Origin of the sequence: Schaalia sp. ZJ405 (assembly GCF_011038885.2) — a bacterium.
In the GTDB taxonomy this organism is placed as follows: domain Bacteria; phylum Actinomycetota; class Actinomycetes; order Actinomycetales; family Actinomycetaceae; genus Pauljensenia.
Window position 1 is genome coordinate 1,680,554 of the sequence record NZ_CP064952.1, and the last position, 18,807, is coordinate 1,699,360.

General features: G+C 56.8%; 24 protein-coding genes and 1 pseudogene. 24 read left to right on the forward strand and 1 reads right to left on the reverse strand.

From position 1 onward, the window contains the following. Positions 1–65: 65 nt before the first annotated feature. From G7Y41_RS07000 to G7Y41_RS07030, 7 genes are all read left to right on the forward strand, one after another. Positions 66–899: a hypothetical protein gene (locus G7Y41_RS07000; RefSeq protein ID WP_165316447.1), complete on the forward strand. Its 834-nt coding sequence runs from the start codon at positions 66–68 to the stop codon at positions 897–899. Continuing rightward, positions 896–1,366: a hypothetical protein gene (locus tag G7Y41_RS07005; protein ID WP_165316448.1), complete on the forward strand. Its 471-nt coding sequence runs from the start codon at positions 896–898 to the stop codon at positions 1,364–1,366. The genes G7Y41_RS07000 and G7Y41_RS07005 overlap by 4 nt, the downstream gene beginning before the upstream one ends. A gap of 130 nt (positions 1,367–1,496) precedes the next feature. Continuing rightward, positions 1,497–1,985, forward strand: coding sequence for a single-stranded DNA-binding protein (locus G7Y41_RS07010; RefSeq protein ID WP_165316449.1), 489 nt, complete (start codon positions 1,497–1,499; stop codon positions 1,983–1,985). Positions 1,986–2,045: 60 nt separating this feature from the next. Next, positions 2,046–2,423 carry a DUF4326 domain-containing protein gene (locus G7Y41_RS10270; RefSeq protein ID WP_165316450.1) on the forward strand — a complete coding sequence of 126 codons (378 nt, stop codon included), beginning with the start codon at positions 2,046–2,048 and terminating at the stop codon, positions 2,421–2,423. Next, on the forward strand, positions 2,420–2,581 hold the full coding sequence (locus G7Y41_RS07020) for a hypothetical protein (RefSeq protein ID WP_165316451.1): 162 nt from the start codon (positions 2,420–2,422) through the stop codon (positions 2,579–2,581). Before G7Y41_RS10270 ends, G7Y41_RS07020 begins: the two co-directional genes overlap by 4 nt. After that, the gene (locus G7Y41_RS07025; protein WP_165316452.1) at positions 2,578–2,778 is read left to right on the forward strand and encodes a hypothetical protein; all 201 of its coding nucleotides are present in this window, start codon (positions 2,578–2,580) and stop codon (positions 2,776–2,778) included. Before G7Y41_RS07020 ends, G7Y41_RS07025 begins: the two co-directional genes overlap by 4 nt. Further along, entirely contained in the window at positions 2,768–2,950 is a 183-nt protein-coding gene (locus G7Y41_RS07030; RefSeq protein WP_165316453.1) for a hypothetical protein, read from the forward strand. Before G7Y41_RS07025 ends, G7Y41_RS07030 begins: the two co-directional genes overlap by 11 nt. 285 nt (positions 2,951–3,235) lie before the next feature. On the opposite strand, the pseudogene G7Y41_RS07035 reads toward G7Y41_RS07030, so the two are convergent. Further along, positions 3,236–4,532: pseudogene (locus G7Y41_RS07035) on the reverse strand (IS3 family transposase). 208 nt (positions 4,533–4,740) lie between these two features. On the opposite strand from G7Y41_RS07035, the gene G7Y41_RS07040 reads away from it, so the two are divergent. The 17 genes from G7Y41_RS07040 (at position 4,741) to G7Y41_RS07120 (ending at position 18,445) form a co-directional block, all read left to right on the forward strand. Beyond that, positions 4,741–5,139 (forward strand): hypothetical protein, encoded by a 399-nt coding sequence (locus tag G7Y41_RS07040; RefSeq protein ID WP_165315831.1) that lies wholly within the window; start codon positions 4,741–4,743, stop codon positions 5,137–5,139. 115 nt (positions 5,140–5,254) lie between these two features. Continuing rightward, positions 5,255–5,581: an HNH endonuclease gene (locus G7Y41_RS10275; protein WP_165315832.1), complete on the forward strand. Its 327-nt coding sequence runs from the start codon at positions 5,255–5,257 to the stop codon at positions 5,579–5,581. Between the two features lie 143 nt (positions 5,582–5,724). Continuing rightward, complete coding sequence (locus G7Y41_RS07050) at positions 5,725–5,979, forward strand: hypothetical protein (protein ID WP_165315833.1); 255 nt, start codon at positions 5,725–5,727, stop codon at positions 5,977–5,979. 136 nt (positions 5,980–6,115) lie between these two features. Continuing rightward, complete coding sequence (locus G7Y41_RS07055) at positions 6,116–7,426, forward strand: terminase (RefSeq protein WP_231367266.1); 1,311 nt, start codon at positions 6,116–6,118, stop codon at positions 7,424–7,426. Then, positions 7,423–9,036 (forward strand): phage portal protein, encoded by a 1,614-nt coding sequence (locus tag G7Y41_RS07060; RefSeq protein WP_165315834.1) that lies wholly within the window; start codon positions 7,423–7,425, stop codon positions 9,034–9,036. Before G7Y41_RS07055 ends, G7Y41_RS07060 begins: the two co-directional genes overlap by 4 nt. Before the next feature lie 4 nt (positions 9,037–9,040). Then, positions 9,041–10,258: a VG15 protein gene (locus G7Y41_RS07065; RefSeq protein ID WP_165315835.1), complete on the forward strand. Its 1,218-nt coding sequence runs from the start codon at positions 9,041–9,043 to the stop codon at positions 10,256–10,258. Between the two features lie 4 nt (positions 10,259–10,262). After that, the gene (locus tag G7Y41_RS07070; protein ID WP_165315836.1) at positions 10,263–10,520 is read left to right on the forward strand and encodes a hypothetical protein; all 258 of its coding nucleotides are present in this window, start codon (positions 10,263–10,265) and stop codon (positions 10,518–10,520) included. A gap of 125 nt (positions 10,521–10,645) precedes the next feature. Beyond that, positions 10,646–11,122, forward strand: a complete 477-nt coding sequence (locus G7Y41_RS07075) for a hypothetical protein (RefSeq protein WP_165315837.1) — start codon at positions 10,646–10,648, stop codon at positions 11,120–11,122. Positions 11,123–11,150: 28 nt separating this feature from the next. Next, positions 11,151–12,068: a phage major capsid protein gene (locus G7Y41_RS07080; RefSeq protein WP_165315838.1), complete on the forward strand. Its 918-nt coding sequence runs from the start codon at positions 11,151–11,153 to the stop codon at positions 12,066–12,068. Between the two features lie 266 nt (positions 12,069–12,334). Beyond that, positions 12,335–12,772 (forward strand): Gp19/Gp15/Gp42 family protein, encoded by a 438-nt coding sequence (locus G7Y41_RS07085; protein WP_165315839.1) that lies wholly within the window; start codon positions 12,335–12,337, stop codon positions 12,770–12,772. Next, positions 12,769–13,107, forward strand: a complete 339-nt coding sequence (locus tag G7Y41_RS07090) for a hypothetical protein (protein WP_165315840.1) — start codon at positions 12,769–12,771, stop codon at positions 13,105–13,107. Before G7Y41_RS07085 ends, G7Y41_RS07090 begins: the two co-directional genes overlap by 4 nt. Before the next feature lie 11 nt (positions 13,108–13,118). After that, positions 13,119–13,343, forward strand: coding sequence for a hypothetical protein (locus tag G7Y41_RS07095; RefSeq protein WP_165315841.1), 225 nt, complete (start codon positions 13,119–13,121; stop codon positions 13,341–13,343). Next, positions 13,340–13,693 (forward strand): tail completion protein gp17, encoded by a 354-nt coding sequence (gene gp17 / locus G7Y41_RS07100; RefSeq protein ID WP_165315842.1) that lies wholly within the window; start codon positions 13,340–13,342, stop codon positions 13,691–13,693. Before G7Y41_RS07095 ends, gp17 begins: the two co-directional genes overlap by 4 nt. A gap of 105 nt (positions 13,694–13,798) precedes the next feature. Next, positions 13,799–14,377 (forward strand): phage tail tube protein, encoded by a 579-nt coding sequence (locus G7Y41_RS07105; protein ID WP_165315843.1) that lies wholly within the window; start codon positions 13,799–13,801, stop codon positions 14,375–14,377. Between the two features lie 127 nt (positions 14,378–14,504). Continuing rightward, positions 14,505–14,774, forward strand: a complete 270-nt coding sequence (locus G7Y41_RS07110; protein ID WP_165315844.1) for a hypothetical protein — start codon at positions 14,505–14,507, stop codon at positions 14,772–14,774. Further along, positions 14,774–15,169, forward strand: a complete 396-nt coding sequence (locus G7Y41_RS07115) for a DUF5361 domain-containing protein (RefSeq protein ID WP_165315845.1) — start codon at positions 14,774–14,776, stop codon at positions 15,167–15,169. Before G7Y41_RS07110 ends, G7Y41_RS07115 begins: the two co-directional genes overlap by 1 nt. 57 nt (positions 15,170–15,226) lie before the next feature. Then, positions 15,227–18,445, forward strand: a complete 3,219-nt coding sequence (locus tag G7Y41_RS07120; RefSeq protein WP_165315846.1) for a tape measure protein — start codon at positions 15,227–15,229, stop codon at positions 18,443–18,445. The last annotated feature ends 362 nt before the right edge of the window (positions 18,446–18,807 follow it).

Sequence of the window (18,807 nt, forward strand, 5' to 3'; positions counted from 1 at the left end):
GCACAGGTGCCTGTCAGCGAAAAACCCACAAGAAAACAACCAGTCGGTCAGGAGGGATCGTCGGCATGAGAATCAGGACAATTAAACCCGAATTCTGGACCTCACCAGACATTTCAAGCCTTCCTATCGAAGACCGCCTGCTATTCATCGGCCTGTGGTCCTACGTCGACGACAACGGTGTGGGACGCGGCGAGGAACAACTGATTCAGGCGAGCCTGTTCCCACTCGACGAATTTACAGAATCTTTCAGAAGAATTCATGAGGGCCTCATGAGACTCTCTGAAAGGAAATTAGTGACCTTATACAGCGTCGAAAATCGCCCATATCTGTTCATCAACGCGTGGGAAAAGCATCAGAAAATCGGACACCCGACGAAGCCGCGTTTTCCGCGTCCTGACAACGAAAAAGCCGTCCCTCATGAGGATTACATGAGCCCTCATGAAAATTACACCTTAGGAACAGGGGAACAGGGGAACAGGGGAACAGAGTTATTACCCCCTGTAGGTCCCCCTACCGAAACCGACGACGAACACACCACCAACGCACCATCGGCGTCGCGCAAGCGCTCCGCAAAGACGACCGGAACCAGACTTCCCGAAAACTGGACCCCAAGCCCAGACCTCGAAGCCTGGACCGCGAACAACTGCCCACTCGTCCCCAGAGCAGAACTTGACAAGTTCCGCGACTACTGGACCAGCGTCGCCGGAGCACGAGGTCGCAAAGCCGACTGGGATGCCACCTGGCGCAACTGGGCCCGACGAACGCAAGAAGACCTGGAACGCAAAACAGCACCCAACCAAACCCAGGTGCTCACCGAAATGCGTAACCGCGCCCACGCCGCCACCATCCAGCAGCAAGGCAACGCCCTGCGTCTCATCGAAACCGGAGAAACCCCATGACGATCACACCAGCAAACGCCGGCGACATGGTTGCCTACCTGGTCAACGCCGGATGCCTTAACGCACGCCCCGACCAAGGCACCGTATGGGCCGACTTCATCAACGACGACTGCCCTAACGCCACGCCAACGGACATGCTGCCAGCAGCAAGGCTCGCAATCCGCAAGTGGAAAGCCGCCAACCGTGGCTACCAGGTCGATGTGACCTACGCGGTTGAAGCAATCCGCGAAGTCCGCGCCAACAGGCATGACTCGTCTGCGTCCCAAAACGTGCCAACACCCGACGGCCTAGCAGACGACCCTCAGGCATGGCTCAAATGGCGACGCGAAGTCGCACGCCTCATGGGCGACGGCGTACCCAAAGGAAAAGCCAATCAGCTTGCCTTAGAGCACGTCGGCTACACACCGCCACCAGAGTTACCGACCACCAAAGGCACCATCCCTCAACTTTTCAGAAGGAAGCCCTGACGCTCACACCCCCGAATCCGGCCCCACAGCCATGCTAGGACGCACAAACAGACCCCAAAGGTACCCACACACCATCCCACCTCTAAAAGTCCCTCAGAAACGCATACAGACAACCTGGAAGGAAACCACCATGAGCGCAACAACCACCACCACCGGAAACCTCGGACAAGACCCCGAACTCAAATACACCCAAAACGGCAAACCCTACGCAACCCTCAACATCGGCGCTACGCCGCGCCGCTTCAACGAAAACACCCAACAATGGGAAAACCAAGGAGCCGACCTATGGATCCGCGCCGTCATCTGGGGACCCCAAGCCGAAACCCTCACCAACACCCTACGAAAAGGCGACAAAGTCACCGTCACAGGCACCCTCAAACGCGAAGAATACACCCGCCAAGACGGCACACCAGGCGTCGCCCTCGAACTCATCGCAACCCGGTTCCTCGGGAAAATCCCACGCGAAAACCAACCAACCGGTAACACCGGGTATGTGCAACACCAACCCCCAGCAGGCGGCACCCAAGACGACCCCTGGCGACACGACCCACAGCCAGCCCAACAGCCCGCCCAACAGCCCCAACAAAACGCATTCAACTACAACAACCCACCCTTCTAAAGGAACAACACCATAACCCCCCTCAAAGACCGATAACCCGAACACTAAGAAAAGGCGAACATGCCACAACGCATCCAACGCAAACGCAGCAAAGGCTGGCGGATGCCCGACTGCACATGCGGGCAAGGCAACCCACACAAAGCCGTGTACGTGGGGCGTGGAACCAAGTGGGGTAACCCGCATGTCGTTGAACGGGAGCATATCGGCGCCTGGTGTGTACAAGGCCCATGCAACGAATGGCTTCTCTCATGGGAAGGATTCTTCGCCACAAAAACTCAGGCACTAAAACACGCAGCCTTCCTATACGACACAGGCTGCCACACGTGCGCATGGCACGACATGGACCTCACACCACTACAAGGACACGACCTCGCCTGCTGGTGCCCACCAAACCAACCATGCCACGCAGACACACTCCTTAGAGAGGCCAACACATGACCAATCCAAACATGACGATCGACGAATGGCTAGCCAGCCGAAACGACGCGGTCCGTATCAACGACAACACTGTTTTCCTCGCGATGCAACTGGCTGATGATCGTGACGGCACGTGGGTGCCTGATGGGCCCGTGTGGACAGAGGAGGACATTAAATGACCACCATCGATCTTATTAGGCACCTACACGCCACAGCATCCAGCATCACCGCCACGACTGCCTACGACCGTTTCGAAGCAGAACAACAACTCAAAGACAACGCCTACGGCTTTATTGATGTGCTGCTTGAAGAAATCGACAGGCTCACCGCCATTTCACAACAGCAACAAACCCCCAGACAACCTCATGAAAATTAAGCTCCAACTCACCCTCGGATTCACCATCACCCCCAACACCACCGAACCCGAAATCCAACCACAGCCCACAGGCTCAGAAGCCCTCGTCGAACACGCCAACCACGACTCCACCCCACGAATACTTGGCTTCACCGCCAACCCAGAGCCCTCGCCCACGTGGGACGACGAATAACACCCACACCCCGGTAAAATAGAACACACGTTCGACCAAAAAGGGAGACCTTGAGTGACAACCCCAAAAACCGCGGCCCGGATGCTCCATGACCTGAAAACCTGGATGCCCATGCTCACCGACGTCACCTCCACGCTCCTTGCCCCGCGCGGGGCCATCACCAGCGCGGGGGCACACGTTACGCGAGACCTCGCAGACCTCCTGACCCCCACCCTCGACACTCCAGAAGACGGCCCCGACGGTGTGCGCACTGAACTAGCCCCCGAAAGTTGGACTGGTTTTATTCTAGGGGGTTGGGGCTTTAAGGGTCTGATTCCGGTATTGCATCGGGGTCAGACCCTTAAATCGTTGTTGGAGTCGGTCGTTGTTGTACCACAAGATGTAGTCATCAACGGCCTGGCAAAATTCGTCGACACTGGCGAAGTGCTCGCCGTGATACATCTCGGTCTTCAGATGCCCGAAGAAATTTTCTATGGTCGCATTGTCATAACAATTGCCCTTGCGCGACATCGACTGTGTGCCATCGATAGAGTGAATCAGTTGACGCCAGCTTGAATGCTGGTACTGGAAGCCCTGATCGGTATGTACCATCAATCCTTCACCAGGTTGGTGCCAAGCAATCGCATTCTTCAACGATGTTGAGGTGAACTTAGTGGACGGCGAGGTAGACAACTCGTGCGCCAGGATACTGCGGTCGTATAAGTCCATGACCGGTGAGAGATAGACCTTGGTGCCACAGACACGAAACTCGGTGACATCGCTGGCCCAGACAGTGTTGGGTTTATCGGGCATGAAGTTACGGTTCAAGAGATTCTCGGCGATGTGGCTGGTCTGGCCTTTGAAGGAGTTGTACTTCTTGCGTGGGCGAACCTTGGATTTCAGTCCCATCTGATCCATGAGTTTGTAGACCAGCTTGTGATTGACCTTCCACCCTTGGTTACGCAGTTCGCTCAGCACCCGACGGTAGCCATAACGGCGCTTCATCTTCTCAAAGATCAACATAATGGTCTTCTTAAGCTTGGCATGTGGATCGGGCCGGTCAAGTCGTGCCTGATGGTAAAAGTACGTCGACCGGGCAAGGCCCGCAGCTTGTAGAAGATCGTTGAGCGAGTGGTCTGACTTGAGGATGGCAACAACTTGCGTCTTCAGCCGCGCCTTTGGTTCCTCAAGTCCCGCAATTTTTTTAGATACGCATTTTCAGCCCGTAGCCGTTCCACTTCACGGTGAAGCTTGTCTTCTGTAGTGACTACCTTCGGCCTGGCAGATCCTTTCGGACGGCCTTTCGGCTTGGGGCGAAGCGCATCGTCACCACCTTCACGCCAGGCGCGAACCCACCTCTGGATGATTTGAGCAGATGACAGTCCGAACTCACGCGCGAGATTCATTTTCGTCTCACCAGCTAGAAAACGCTCAACAACTTCCTTCTTCACCTCGAAGGAATACTGTTGCCTGGTTGGTTTCTCCACAAGACATAGCCTGCCATGAAGCTTAAACCTACGCTCAAGCTTCCTAACCGGATACAAACCAACTCCCAACCAATGAGCTGCTGCGGTGTAACCCACACCCTGCTCAAACAACTCAACAAGCTGTTCACGCTGCAACCGACCCAGAGAACTTCGTGCTCTCAAAAAACTACCCCCCACTAGCCAAAACTGATTTCTCAGTCCAACCAATGGGGAGCAGTTCACACCTACCAGGGTTTCCAAGCCTGGGCACGTGACTGGGCCATAAGCGCAGACCTACCGCCGCACCCAGACCCCGCCGGGCAACTCATCGCCCACGCGGACATCTTGCATGACACTTGGGATGATTGGGATGCCTTCACCGAAGACCTCACCAGATTGCATGACCGGATCGCGCGCCTGACAGGGAATACCCCACGCGTCATCGGCCCATGCCCCACACGTGGCTGCCTGGAAACAGTCACCCAACAACAAACCCGACGCGGCGCTGAAGGCCCCCTCGAATGCCCCAGAGGCCACACCTGGACCACCCTCAACCACTACCGCAAAGACGCAGCTAGGATCATCACCAAACCCGGCGTCATCTTGACAGCAACAGAAATCCACGACATCTACCCCAACATTACAGCTGGCCTCCTCCGCCTATGGGTACACCGAGGAAAAATCACCCGCGACACACGCGGCTACGACCTCGCCGAAATCAACGCCCTGGTGGCGAAAATGTGATACTGTAACGCTTTGTAGGGACGAAGTGTCTCCACATTACGACCGGTTCCGCTACCCACCCGCGTGGGAGCCCAGGGCCGGTCCTTTTCATGCCCCCACACCAGGGGAGACCAACATGGCAACCAGCCGCACAGGCACCACCAAATGGCTACACATAGCCAAACAAGCCCGACACCAAGCACAAACCAACGGCCAAACCCACTGCCCAATCTGCCACACACCACTCGACTACACACACGGACGCACACCAAACAGCGCCGAAGTCGACCACATCACCCCAGCATCCCTCGGAGGAACAGACACACTCGACAACGTCCGCATCATATGCAGACTCTGCAACCAACGACGCGGCAACGGCAAGAAACACAAGCCACCAAAACACGGCAACACCAAAACAAGAGCACCACACGTCACACGAACAACCTCAACAGACACATGGTGACACAAAGCTAAGCAACCCAGACTCAACTATGGGGGGCGGACCCCCTCCCCCCGGCCCAGCCCGTACCCCCCGCGGCATAGCGGAATCTCTCCCCACGTTTTTTCCGACGTTCTGATTGGGCCCACCTTCGAGGAGATGCTTAAATGAACATTGAACCTTCTGGCCCGTCTGTTGTCGAGGCAGTAACCACTGGTACAAGCAAGGATGTGCTCGTTGCGATGCGCGCCCGCTTGGCTTACTCGTTTGATGATCCGAACACTCCTGCACGGGATCTCGCGGCGATCACAAGGCGCATGACTGACCTTGATGACCGTATTCGATCGATTGAATTGGCAGAGCAGGAAGAAACCGATGAGGCGGACGAGGACATCACGGACGAAGAATGGGAGGGGGTCTGACCCTCACCTGTCTCAGATCGCGAAGCATCTGATCCTCCCTGAAGGGATCACTTCCACGGGGTGGCCTCAGGTCAAAGCGAGGGCTGCTCGGTTTGGCTGTACGTTCGACACGTGGCAGGAGGACTTGGGTAAGGTCTTGCTCGCTAAACGCGCGTCCGGCTTGTATGCCTGTGGCGTGGATGGTTTCCAGGCTTCCGTGGCGCGTCAGGTCGGTAAGACGTACACGCTGGGTGTGTCAATCATGGCGTTAGCGACCTTGCAAGCAAACCTGTTCGTGTTGTGGACGGCACACAGGACACGCACGGCAGATGAGACGTTTGAGTTCATGCGGGGCCTGTGTTTGAAACCGGGTGTTGCTCCATACGTGAAAGCGGTGCGCGCTGCCAATGGGCAGCAGGCTATTACGTTCAATAACGGCTCCCGTATTCTGTTTGGTGCTCGTGAAGGTGGTTTTGGTCGAGGTTTTGCTGGTGTTGACGTGGAAGTGTTCGACGAAGCACAGATCCTTGGACAACGCGCGTTGGATGACATGGTGCCCGCTGCTAATACGAGTTCGAATCCGTTGATTATTCGTATTGGTACTCCTCCTCGTCCGACGGATCCGTCGGAGCCGTTCACGAGCTTCCGTAAGGCCGCGCTTGCGGGTGAGCTTGCAGATGGCGCGTATGTGGAAATCGGTGCTGATGATGACGCGGATGTGGATGATCGTAGGCAGTGGGCGCGGGCTAATCCGTCGTATCCGAGGCGTACTCCAGAGTCAGCGATTCTGCGGTTGAAGAGGCAGCTTGGTGCGGAGTCTTTTCGGCGTGAGGGTTTGGGTATTTGGGATCCTGAGGTGTCGAGTCGGGCGATCGGCGCTGATGTTTGGGGCGCGTTGTTGGGTGAGCCTCAAGCTGGGTCGCGTTGGTGCGCAGCGGTGAGGTTTAGCGTGGATGGAGCAACAGTGGCTCTTGCCCGGGCGGGTTGGCACGCGAAGACGCGTAGCGCCCATGTGGAGCTCGCGTCCGAGCAGGGTGTGCGTCGCATGGGTGAGGGCGTGGGTTGGATTGTTGACTGGCTGATGGCGAATCAGCACAGGCTCGCCGCGATTGTCGTTGATGGCCGGTCTGGTGCCGGTGATCTTGTTGAGCGGCTTCACGCTGCTGGTATTCCTAAGCTCATGATTATCACGCCGAATACGGGTGAGGTGATTACTGCACACGCGATGTTTGACGCGGCGATCCGCGAAGGGAGCGTCACGCATCTTGATGACCCGGAGCTGGCTGCCGAAGCTGACACCGTTGCGCGTCGAAAGATTGGCTCGGGGGGCGGTTTTGGCTGGCAGGCACCAGAGGACATGACCTGTGCGGGACTGGACGCGGTAACACTCGCCCACTGGGCAGCAAAAACCACGAAGCGCAGGGCTAGGGCGCAAAAATCTAACGGAAAAGGGGTGATGGTCCTATGATCGACGCCACCAAGACAAACCTACTGGCTACGACGCTCACCGCACCGACTCACGTGCGCGGCATGGATGCCGAGACAGCACGCCTACTTGGTAAAGCTTGGGAAGTGTGGCTGAGGGTTCTTCCAAAGAATCGTCTCCTCAACGTCTACTACGACGGTCACCGCGCGTTCCGTGACCTCGGTATTTCCGTCCCACCGCAGATGCAGCGAACCCGCGCCGCCTTGGGGTGGCCTGCGAAGGCTGTACAAGCTCTTGCGCGAAAACACGTGTTCGAGGGCTTTTCCAGTGGTGGACAGACCGACCCTTTCGAGGTTGTGGAGCTGCTCGCCGCGAATGACTTCACCACCCAACTGTCCCAAGCGATTACAAGCGCGTATAAGCACGCGTGCGCGTTCCTGACTATCACGGCAGGAGACCGGGCGGCTGGTGATCCGCCGGTGGTCATTCAAGCCCGCGACGCGCTCATGAGCGCCGCACTGTGGGATCAGCGACGACGCGCAATGAAAGCCTTCCTGACTATCGATTCCACGGATGACCTTGGGGAACCTGACGGAGCTGTGTTCTACACACACGAAGAGACCTGGCAGCTCACACGCAAGGTGGGCGCATGGTCCGCCGTCCCGCTGGGTAACGCAACCGGCCAATTGCTCGTCGAACCCATCATTTACGACCCGCAACTGGGCAGGCCGTTTGGGAGGTCTCGGATTACCCGTGAAGTCAGGTATTTAACGGACGCGGCGATCCGCACTCTGGTACGCACAGAGACCAGCGCGGAGTTCTTTGCGACCCCACAGCGCTACGTGCTGGGTGTGGATGATGGGACCTTCGATGGGAGGGACCGTTGGTCAGCGGTGATTGGCAGACTGCTGGCGCTCACCCCTAACGAGAATGGGGATGTGCCAACGGTGGGGCAGTTTCCGCAAATGAGCATGTCCCCACATCTGGAAATGTATAGGCAGCTTGCTCAAAACTTTTGCGCGGCGACGAATCTTCCGACGTCGTCAGTGGGGATTTTCGCTGATAACCCTACGTCTGCTGAGGCGATGCAAGCAGCTGAGGCTGCGTTGGCTGATGAAGCTGAAGCACAGTGGAGGATTTTCGCCGGTCCTTTGCGTCGTCTACTCGGACAGGTGGTCATGCTGCGCGATAATCTCACTGAGATTCCCGCGCAAGTGTGGCGAACCGATGTGCGGTGGACTCCGGCGCGGTACGCGTCTCCTGCCGCGTCTGCTGATTTTGCTGTGAAGATGGTTCAGGCGTTCCCAACGTTGTCGGAGTCGCCTACTCTGATGCGTCGGGCGGGTTTGACTGAGGCGGATTTGGCGGCGATTCAGACGGAAACCGCATCGGCCCGTTCATCTGCGTTGTTAGACAGGCTTGCGACGGCAGGAGATTCCCAAGAACCGGAAACTGTCGAGGCCCCGCCCTCCGATGTTCAGGGGGTTGATATGAAAGCGAAGTTTGATGCGCTTGGTGTGGCTGTGCGTGCTGGTGTAGCCCCTGAAAGCGCGTTGAAGTATTTGGGTCTTGAAGGTGTGAAGATGAGCGGGGCTGTCCCAGTGTCGCTTCGTCTTCCTGAGAAAGACACGGTTGCTTTAGAGGAGGCGTAGCCTAGTGGTTGACCGCGGCGACGTGAACGACTTGACGAAGGCGCAGCGAACCGCGGCGGCTGCGGCACGCAGAGATCTAGAGGCGTTCTTTAAACAGGTCTCGGACTGGCCACCGGAAGAAGTACGCGATGCACTGTTAGAACTCATGCCGGTGATCGCATCAGAGTACGGTGACCTGGCGGCGTCGGTTTCGGCGCAATGGTATGACAAGGTCCGTCCCGATTCTGCACGTCCTTATTCTCCGACTATTCCTCCTCCGACATCACCTAAAGATGTGGAGCGTAGTGTGCGCACGGCGGCTCATTACTTGTTCGAGGGCGATTATGCGACATCGAAGCTTATTCTCGCTGGCATGCTTGAACGTCACATCAGCGGGCGTGGCCGCGAAACTATCGCTCGTAACACGTTGGCTGACCCGGACGCGAAACGTTTCGCCCGTGTCCCCAAGGGCAAGACGTGCGCGTTTTGTTCGATGCTGGCGTCACGTGGGTTCGTGTATGCGACGGAGGAGTCGGCGGGCAAGTTCAAGAAGTTCCACAGCGACTGTGATTGTCAGATTGTCCCGGCGTTCGGAAACAATATCCCCCACATTGAGGGGTACGATCCTGAGGCTTTGTATAAGGAATACTTGGCGGCCCGTGAAGTAGCTGAACCCGGCCCTAAAGGATACCCCGACGAGGCTACTATTTTGGCAGCCATGCGCACGCAGGGCGGTGACAAGTACACCGACAGCAAAGGTGTCAAACGCAACTCAACAAAACCCCGCAAGCTGAAACCTGCACTTAAAGATGGAAAATACCTAGCCACCCCACGCGGTGGAACGTCCCGGAGAAAGCGCCTCGACTTTGGCCCTGAAGATGTCAAACTGCCTGAAAAGGTTGTTGACCACATTCTCTACGGAAACGTGGGAAAGCGCGGCAAACGCAATGGCGGGCACCTGTTTGTTACTGTCATGCAAGAGATGCGCGAATCGCAGATCGCTTTCCCCAAGGAATGGGATAGCACACGAATTGCCAACGTCGTGCAATCGATTATCAACCGACCTGAGAAGGTGATCCAGATGGGACCAGGTGTAGCCCGTCTGTTGGCAACAATAGAGGGCGTTGAAGTTGTTGTTCAGTTGATTGTGAAGAAGAATCGCGTTCTTGTTTCTACTGCACATCCCATGCGGGGGCAGGGCGTGATGAGGGTTCACAACGGGCACCTAATACCCGTAGAATAGAGCTATGAATATCATCGATAAGGTGTTTGCTTTTGGAGATCAACACCTGACTCCTAGGCCGTCGGACGATGAAGTCCTGCGTTTTCAGGTCGAGATTTACGAAGATGCGGCGGCTATCATCAGCATCCTTAGCTTGCTTCAAGAACAGGGTGTGTATCCTGATGCTGAAACGCTTCGTGAAATCGCAGCCGAATACGAGGGCTTCGATGATCTCACCGAATACGTTGATGAGCTTCTTGAGGAGTCTATGACGGTCGCCTGAATTCGCTCATCTTTTTATCTGACCAACCCCGTTTAGCCCGTCGTGGCTGATCGGGGTTGTTTCATGCCCGCCTCCGCACGGTGGCGGGTTTTCGTATACCCGTTCCGCACGGAAAGGAACCCCTCATGTCCGACACCACCGCTGATACCACGGCGCAGACCACCACCGATGAAGCGCCTGCGAACGAAGCAACCCAAGAGGATCAGGCCGCACGACCTACAACCGACTGGGAGAAAGAGGCCAAGAAGTGGGAGGCGCGTTCTAAAGCGAACTTCGCTGCCGTCAAAGAGCGCGACGCTTTGGCTGAAGCTGTTAAAGCTAAGGACGCGGACCTAGCGTCCCTGCAAGCAAAGGTTGAAGCTTTTGAACACGAACGCAAACTCGACTCGTGGAAAACCAAGGTCGCCTCTGAGGTTGGCGTGCCTGCGAACCTCCTGCGCGGCACGACACTCGACGAAATCGAGGAGCACGGCAAGGCTCTTGCACAGGCGTTCAAGAATCTACCCCGCGGCCCCGTAGTGCCTCCTACCGGCGCGGAGTCGGATACGAAAACTCATGATCTTGCCGGATTTGTCGGTGAATTATTCGGCAGCAAAGACTAACCACTCAACTGTTTGAAAGGAGCCACCAATGGCTATTTTCTCTTCTTCTGACGCTAAGGTTCTTCTCCCCCGCCAGGTTGGTGAAGGCCTGATCAAGGAGACCCTCGCGTCTTCCACTCTCGCTCGCCTCTCAGGCGCACGCCCCATGCTGTATGGCAACGTCGACTACTTCACTTTTAATGCTCCACCGCGTGCGGAATTTGTTGAAGAGGGCGCAGACAAGTCCTCGACTACGGGGAAGTTCGGCTCTGTCACAGCCGCCCCGCATAAAGCTCAGGTCACGATGCGGTTCAACGAGGAGGTTCTTTTCGCTGACGAGGACTATCAGCTTAGTGTCCTTTCCACGCTGGCGGATGCTGGTGCGACCGCGCTTTCTCGCGCACTCGACCTGGGTGCTTATCATCGTATTAACCCGCTGACGGGTGCGGCGATTGAGAATTGGACGGAGTACATCACCGCCACAACGAACACTGTCACCCTTACTGACGGGGTGGACCCAGATGACGCTCTGGACGCGGCGATCGACACTCTGGTTGACGGACGCGATTCGTTCCCTGTCACTGGTGCTGCGTTTGATCCAAGGTTTGCTCGCTCTCTTGCAACGTTGAAGATCAAGGCTGGTGACCAGCCAACTTCTCAGCGTCGCTACCCTGAGCTTGGGTTCGGTAACAATATCGAGTCTTTCGGCGGTCTCACTGTTGCTCAAGGCTCTACGGTATCTGCTACCCCTGAGGCTGCTGATACGAAGGTCCGCGCGATCGTCGGTGACTTCACTGACGGAGTGCGTTGGGGCATCCAGCGTGACATGCCTATCGAGCTGATCCGCTTTGGTGACCCGGACGGTCAGGGTGATCTTAAGCGTAAGAACCAGGTGGCTTTGCGTCTTGAGGTTGTCTACGGCTGGTGGGTCGACAAGGCGAAGTTCGCCATCGTGAAGGCAGCGTAATCATGGCGCGTCTGATTCACCCGGCTACGGGGATTGTGGTGGAGGTCAGCAGCGAGCGGGCACGCGTGCTCGCATGGCCGTGCGTCGATGGGCCTGACCTTGAGGGTGAGGACACGTCAGAGCCTGACCTTGACAACCAGGCGGAGACGGCAAAACCCAGTCCAGCTCGCGCCAGGTCAAAACCGAAACGCACCGCGAAAACGCCAACGAAAACCAAAGCGACCACCAGCGATCCCGTCTGGTAACAACCACGAAGGGGCCCCACAATGAGCGAAGAAAACCCGCCGGAAACCCTCGTTGCTCCCAAAGAATACGAAGCCGCCTACGGTGAAGGATCCGCCGACACCAACACGCTGACAGCCTTGCTCGCCAAAGCAACCCGGATTGTCCGCGACGAACTCGCAGCCGACGGGTATGACCTATGGGACCTGCTCAACAAAGGCAAGATCCGCACGGATACAGCCAAAGATGTTGTCATCGACATGGTTGCCTACGCGCTGCGCTCCTCAAACGGGGCATTCGACGCTCCTTTTGGTGCAGCACAAGCCTCCATGACAGGCGGCCCGTATTCACAGTCGGCAACGTTCACCGCGCCCGTGGGGTCCCTTTCGTTCACCAAGGTTCACCGCCGACGATTAGGACTCCCCAGGCTCTCACGAGCCTTTGAGGTTGACCTCCTCACGGATCGCGAGGACCAGTCATGATCCGTGGGGAAACCATCACAGTTCTTGTTTGCCGCACGGTGGGTGAGGATGTTTTTGGGGAGCCTGTTGTTGAGTGGGTGGTGGAGGCGGATGTGGAAAACGTTCTCGTCTCTCCTGCGTCGACTAGGGATCTTGATGGGTCGATTAGGCCTGATGGTGATTCGTTGGATGTTCAGTTGCATTTCCCCAAGACTTACACGGCACCCCTTCGGGGCAAGCGTGTGAGGGTCGGCGGTGAGGTCTACGAGGTGGTGGGTAATCCGATTGCCTACCAGTCTCAGAACACGCCTACGCCGTGGGACAGGCCGGTCACCGCGCGGCTTGTTGAAGGCTAAGAGGAGGGCGCATGGCTTGGGCTCATGTGAATCTGAACTTTCAGGCGCTGGCGGAGATGACGAGTGATCTCGTGGAGGAGAAGACTCAGGAGGTTGCTTCGCGAGCGGGTGAGGGTTTCATCGGTGATGTGGTGTGGACGGATCGGCCGCACGGCGCGGTCCGAGCATCCACTAAGGACGCTGCGCAGCGTAATGCAAGGGAGAATACTTTGTTGAAGGCGGTGCAGTCGGGATGAACACTGAGGCATTGTTCCTGCGTTTCCTCAAAGACCGTTACCCAAAGGCACCAGCGTTTGTTGATGTGCCTGCGAAGCGGCCTCAGCGTTTCATCACAGTGGAGCGTACTGGGGGTCGCCGTGACAGCTTGTCTGACAAGGTGACGTTGGCGGTGCAGGCGTGGGCTGAAACTCGCGCTCAGGCTGCGCTTCTTGCAGACGAGGTCACCCAACTCCTCTTGGATGCTCCACTGACGTTGCCGACGCTCGCAAGCGTGGATGTGCTGTCGGTGTATAACTTTCCAGATCCTGACTCGGAGAATCCCCGCTATCAGATGACCGTGGTAGCCACGGTGTTTCCTGGCGCGTAAGAGAGATTTGAATGAGTCACAACTATCCGGAAATTCCAGATAGTTGATCTACTACCTACTACTCCATAAGGGGCATGGCAGCTTTCTTTGTTAGGAGAAATTACAATGGCAAAACCAAATAGCGCGCTGGTCACAGCCGCGAAGCCGGTGGCGGCGGGCGCGATTTCCGCAGCCAGTATCGATGCTAAGGTTCCCACGGACGCGTCTACGGAGCTTGACGCGGCGTTTAAGCGTTTGGGTTACGTGTCTGAGGACGGCTTGACCAACGGTATCGAGATGGATACTGAAGACGTTAAGGACTGGGGTGGGGACACTGTCTTGGTGATCCGCACGTCGCGTACGGAGACGTTCACGTGGAAGTTCATTCAGACTCTTGATCCGGATGTCTTGGCTGAGGTTTATGGCGCCGACAACGTTAAGGGAACCCTTGAGACGGGCCTGACGGTCATTCACAACTCTTCTGAGCTTCCCAGGCGAGCGTACGTGTTCGAGATGCTCATGACTGGTGGCGTGATTAAGCGGATCGTGGTGCCGAATTCGCAGATCACTGAGATCGGTGAGGTCGTGTACACCAAGGGCGAGCCGGTGGGCTACGAGGTCACTCTCATGTGTTACCCAGATGAGGCTGGGAACACGGTGTATGAGTATCTGGCTAAGCCTAAGCCCCAGAGCAGTGAGGGCTAAGAGGCCTGATCGCTTTAAGACGCGCGGGGCGGGGGATTTTTGTTGTGCCATGCCCGCCCCCGCCCCGCGTCAACACACCATAAGGAGGGGCGTGGCACAACAGAAAAACGAAGTTTGGAGCATGGCAATGACCACTACACCGTCGAAGATCCAGATCACTGTGCGCGGGGTTGACCTGAAAATCAACGCCAACGTGTGGGACGACTACGAAATCATCGAGCTTCTGGGAGGCGCGGAGAAGAACATCACCGCGCTCGCGGATGTCCTTGAGAAGGTCTATGGGGCGGCCCAGTTGAAGAAGATTAAGGCGAAGATCAAAGAGGACATGGGGTATGTGTCTTCGAGTGAGATCTCGAAGTTTTTGGGCGAGACAATGCAGGCGGCAGCCCCAAACTGATGATGCTCCTGGGCGCGGCAAGGCACGCGCCCGCGGAGCTTTCAGCGGATTTCAAGCGCTTCTACGGGGTTGACGATTGGCGCACCCTCAAGCCCACTAGGGCTGCTGATTGGTGTGCGGCAATGATCAGTCAAACCGAGTCGTGGACGCATCGGGCGATTAACCCTGATTGGCAGTGGAGCCTGCTGCATAACCAGTGGGGTGTTTTAGCGTCCGATGCGTTGCGGTGGTTGCAGTGGGCGAAAACAAAAGACGGCCAACGCAATATGAACAGGCCTAAGCCGTTCCCCAGGCCCCGCGTGGCGAAGAAGTCTGATTACGTGTCGGTCCCCATTGATGAGTTGGAGCGTAGGCTCGCGGCTCCTCGGGAAAACTATGTAGAAAAAAGCACCTAACCAACCCGAGTGGCATGGTGTTTGTGTGAATTCAAGTAAGGAAAGGGCGGGGCGCATATGGCTGGTGTTGACATTGGGGAAGCATGGATCAATATCGTCCCGTCGTTTAAAGGATTCACAAGCAAAATAGGTGAAGAGGTTGGTAAGAACTTCCCACCAGTCACTATTCCCGCACCCAAAGTCCCTAAAACCTGGGGGAATAAACTTTTCGAGTCGGTCACGCAGTCGGCTAAAAAGTTCGTATCTGGGTTTAGTGACATTCGGGTGGCTGAGTCGGCTATCTCAGGGGTTGCCGGGGCGCTTGGGGGTCTGACCCGTGCTGCCCTTAACCCTGCGATTCAGTCTTTGGGGAGCTTCTATGCGGGGTTAACCAGCGCGCAAGCAGCGGCTTCGGCTCTGTCTGGGCGGATGGGTACTCTCGGCGGGCAAGTTCGCACCGCCGCGCTGCGCGCCGCAGCCTCTGTGAGCTTGGCTTTTGAAGGAATCCATTTGGATGCAGCTCGCGCGTTCTCAAAGATCAGGTCGACAACTAGCCAAGCGTTTTCGAATCTTACGGGAATAGCCCGCAAGGCTGCCGGTCCGCTTGTTGAGGCTTTTGGTCCGGTTGCCTCGCGTATCGGTAAAAAGTTTGCGCCCGTAGCTTCTTCAGTGGGCGAGTATCTGCGTTCGATCGGGCAGGCGTTTACTCCGGTTGGATCAAAACTGGTCAACGCCGCAAAAAACGCTGCATCTAACGTGTGTAGCGCCCTTGCTTCTGGCTTGAAAGGTTTGCCTGGGATCGCAAAAAACGCCGGGACCAGAGCAGCTCAGGCGCTAGGTAGTGCCCTGAAAAGTGCTGCCACCGCCACGGTAGGTGCAGCTGCCGCGGGGATCGGCTACTCCCTGACAGCTGGGTTTAAGCGCCTCAACACCATTGATACTGCTCAAGCGAAACTTCGTGGTTTGGGTAATGACACCAAGGCTGTTGCGTCGATCATGAAGAACGCAAACGCTGCTGTTAAGGGCACTGCGTTTGGTCTTGGCGATGCCGCCACGGTTGCAGCGTCTGCTGTTGCTGCTGGCATTAAGCCCGGGGGCCAGCTTGAAGGGGTCTTGAAAACCGTCGCTAACACTGCTGCTGCTGCGGGTATTGGCATGGATGAAATGGGGTCGATCTTCAACAAGGTCGCCACCTCTGGTGTTGCTTACACTGATGATCTCAATCAGATGGCTGACCGGGGGATCCCCATCTACCAAGCGCTCGCGGATCGTTTGGGAGTGTCCACCTCACAAGTCAAGAAAATGGCGTCTGAGGGCAAGATCAGTTTCGCTGATTTTGAAGCCGCTGCTTCAGGTGCTGCCGGTCATGTGGCCGCTGAAATGGGCACCACTCTTCCAGGAGCGTTCGCGAACCTGAAAGCCTCCTTGGGGCGCATCGGAGCGAACCTCGAAAAAGGCTTGTTCCCCAAGATCGCGCCACTCATTCAGGCGGTCACGTCAGCGCTTGGGCCCTTAGAGGACAAGGCCACAGCGATTGGTGAGGCCATTGGTAACCGTTTGGGGCCGTGGATTGACAAGGCCACCTCGTGGTTTACTCAACTAGGTCAAAGCGCCGGCGGCATTCCTGGGGTGTTGGAACGCTTGGGTGGGGTTTTTACGAATCTCAGCGGAATCATCGGTCCTCTCACAGGCGCGTTCGGCGCATTGGGGATCGGTGGGATTGGCAAGCTCGCATCCTCTATCCCAGGGCTCAGCGGCTTGCTTGGTCCCTTGGGGGGAGCACTAAGATTCTTAGGTGGACCCGTTGGGCTACTCGTTGGCGCGTTCGCGGGTCTTGTCGCAGCATCACCGCCACTACAAACCGCCCTGAGTGGCCTCGCCCAAGGCGTGTTCACCACGTTAGGTACTGTGATTAGCCAACTCGCACCGATCATTGAGCAACTCATGCCGGTCTTAGCGCAGGTAGCAGAAACTATCGGTGGAGCACTAGCTCAGGCGGTGACAGCTTTGACACCGGTGATCACCCAGATCGTGACGATCCTAGGTGGCGTGGTCGCTCAACTCCTACCCATGCTGATCCCCGTGATCACGCAGATCGCCGATGTGATCGCCCAAATCATGCCGGTCCTGGTGCAGGTGATCACCCAGATCCTGCCCCCCATCATGACTGTGGTCCAGGCACTCATCCCGGTGCTCATGCAGGTGGTTAGCGCAGTGATGCAAATCATTGGGGCTCTTGCTCCTCTTTTGCCACCGATCGCCCAGCTCATCGGAGCACTCCTACCACCACTGGTGTCCTTGTTCTCTGCGGTACTCACCCCAGTTATCCAACTGGCCGGGACGATCATCAGCAATCTCATGCCAGTGATCACCTCGCTAATCAGCGTCCTCAGTGGCCTCATCCAGTTCGTGACCGGTGTTTTCACGGGCAACTGGTCGGGCGCATGGAATGGCATCAAGCAGGTGTTCTCCGGAATTTGGAACACAATCAAATCACTGCTATCGGCAGCAATGTCGATCATCTCCTCCCTGATTTCCTCGGCGCTCTCAATCATCTCGGGCGTGTGGAACAGCGTATGGGGGGCCATCAGTGGGTTCTTTTCCAATATTTGGAACGGCCTCAAATCCGCAGCATCAGCTGGGATCAGCAACGTTGTTTCAACAGTCACGGGCATTAAAGACAAGATCTTCGGATTTTTCGCAGGTGCCGGATCCTGGCTCCTTGACTCGGGAAAGAAAATCATCCAAGGCCTCATCGACGGCATCGGCAACATGATCAGCGGCGTAACCAACGCAGTTAGCAACGTCATGCAAGCCGCCCGAAACCTCCTGCCCTTCTCCCCAGCAAAAGAAGGACCATTTTCTGGCAAGGGCTGGACCCTGTACTCGGGCCGGTCAATCGTCGAGGCTCTCGCCCAAGGCGTATCCCAACGCGAAAACGCCCTCACCGGGGCTATCGGCAACACCATGTCAGCAGCCCACGACGCGCTCGCGGACTCAAACCTGTCCGCAGGGTTCGAGGAAGCGATTGACGCCGGGTGGAATGATGCGCAAGCAAAACTCACTAGTGTCAACGGCTTGTCGGCTGGAGTGGCGATGGACATGACCGTAAAGAACGCGCGTGACCCGCAGGCCGAGCGTGATGAGCGGATCCTGCGAATGCTTGCTGCGCTTGAATCCATGTTCGGACAAGGAGTGGATCTGGCGCTCAACGACCGTGGTGCGCGGGTCATGGCTGGCCGTTTGTCTCCTGCGATGAGCGGGGAGTTTTCACGCATGGCCGTGATGGGGCGTTAACCCAAAAGAAAGTGGGGTTAGTTGTTATGAGTTGGGAGCAGAGATTCAAACCCGCCGGGCTTGAGGGGTTGATGATCAACGATCGGCCTATTGAAGAGCTGGGAGTCGGTGTGGAGTCGGCGGGGGTTTCTACTGGGAGGGCGGACCCCCGCCTTCAGTATCAGACGGTTCCGGGCGTTGATTCAACGGTTGATCAAACACTCGTCGGCTCTACAGGATTAGCGTTCGTGGACCGCCGGGAAATCACGATCAACATTTACACGGTGGGCTCTGCGCATGACATTGTGGCTGTGAAAACCCTTATCGGGGGCCTCCACGGAGGCGTGGTTTCAATCTCGTGGAGGAACCTACCTGGCACTTAT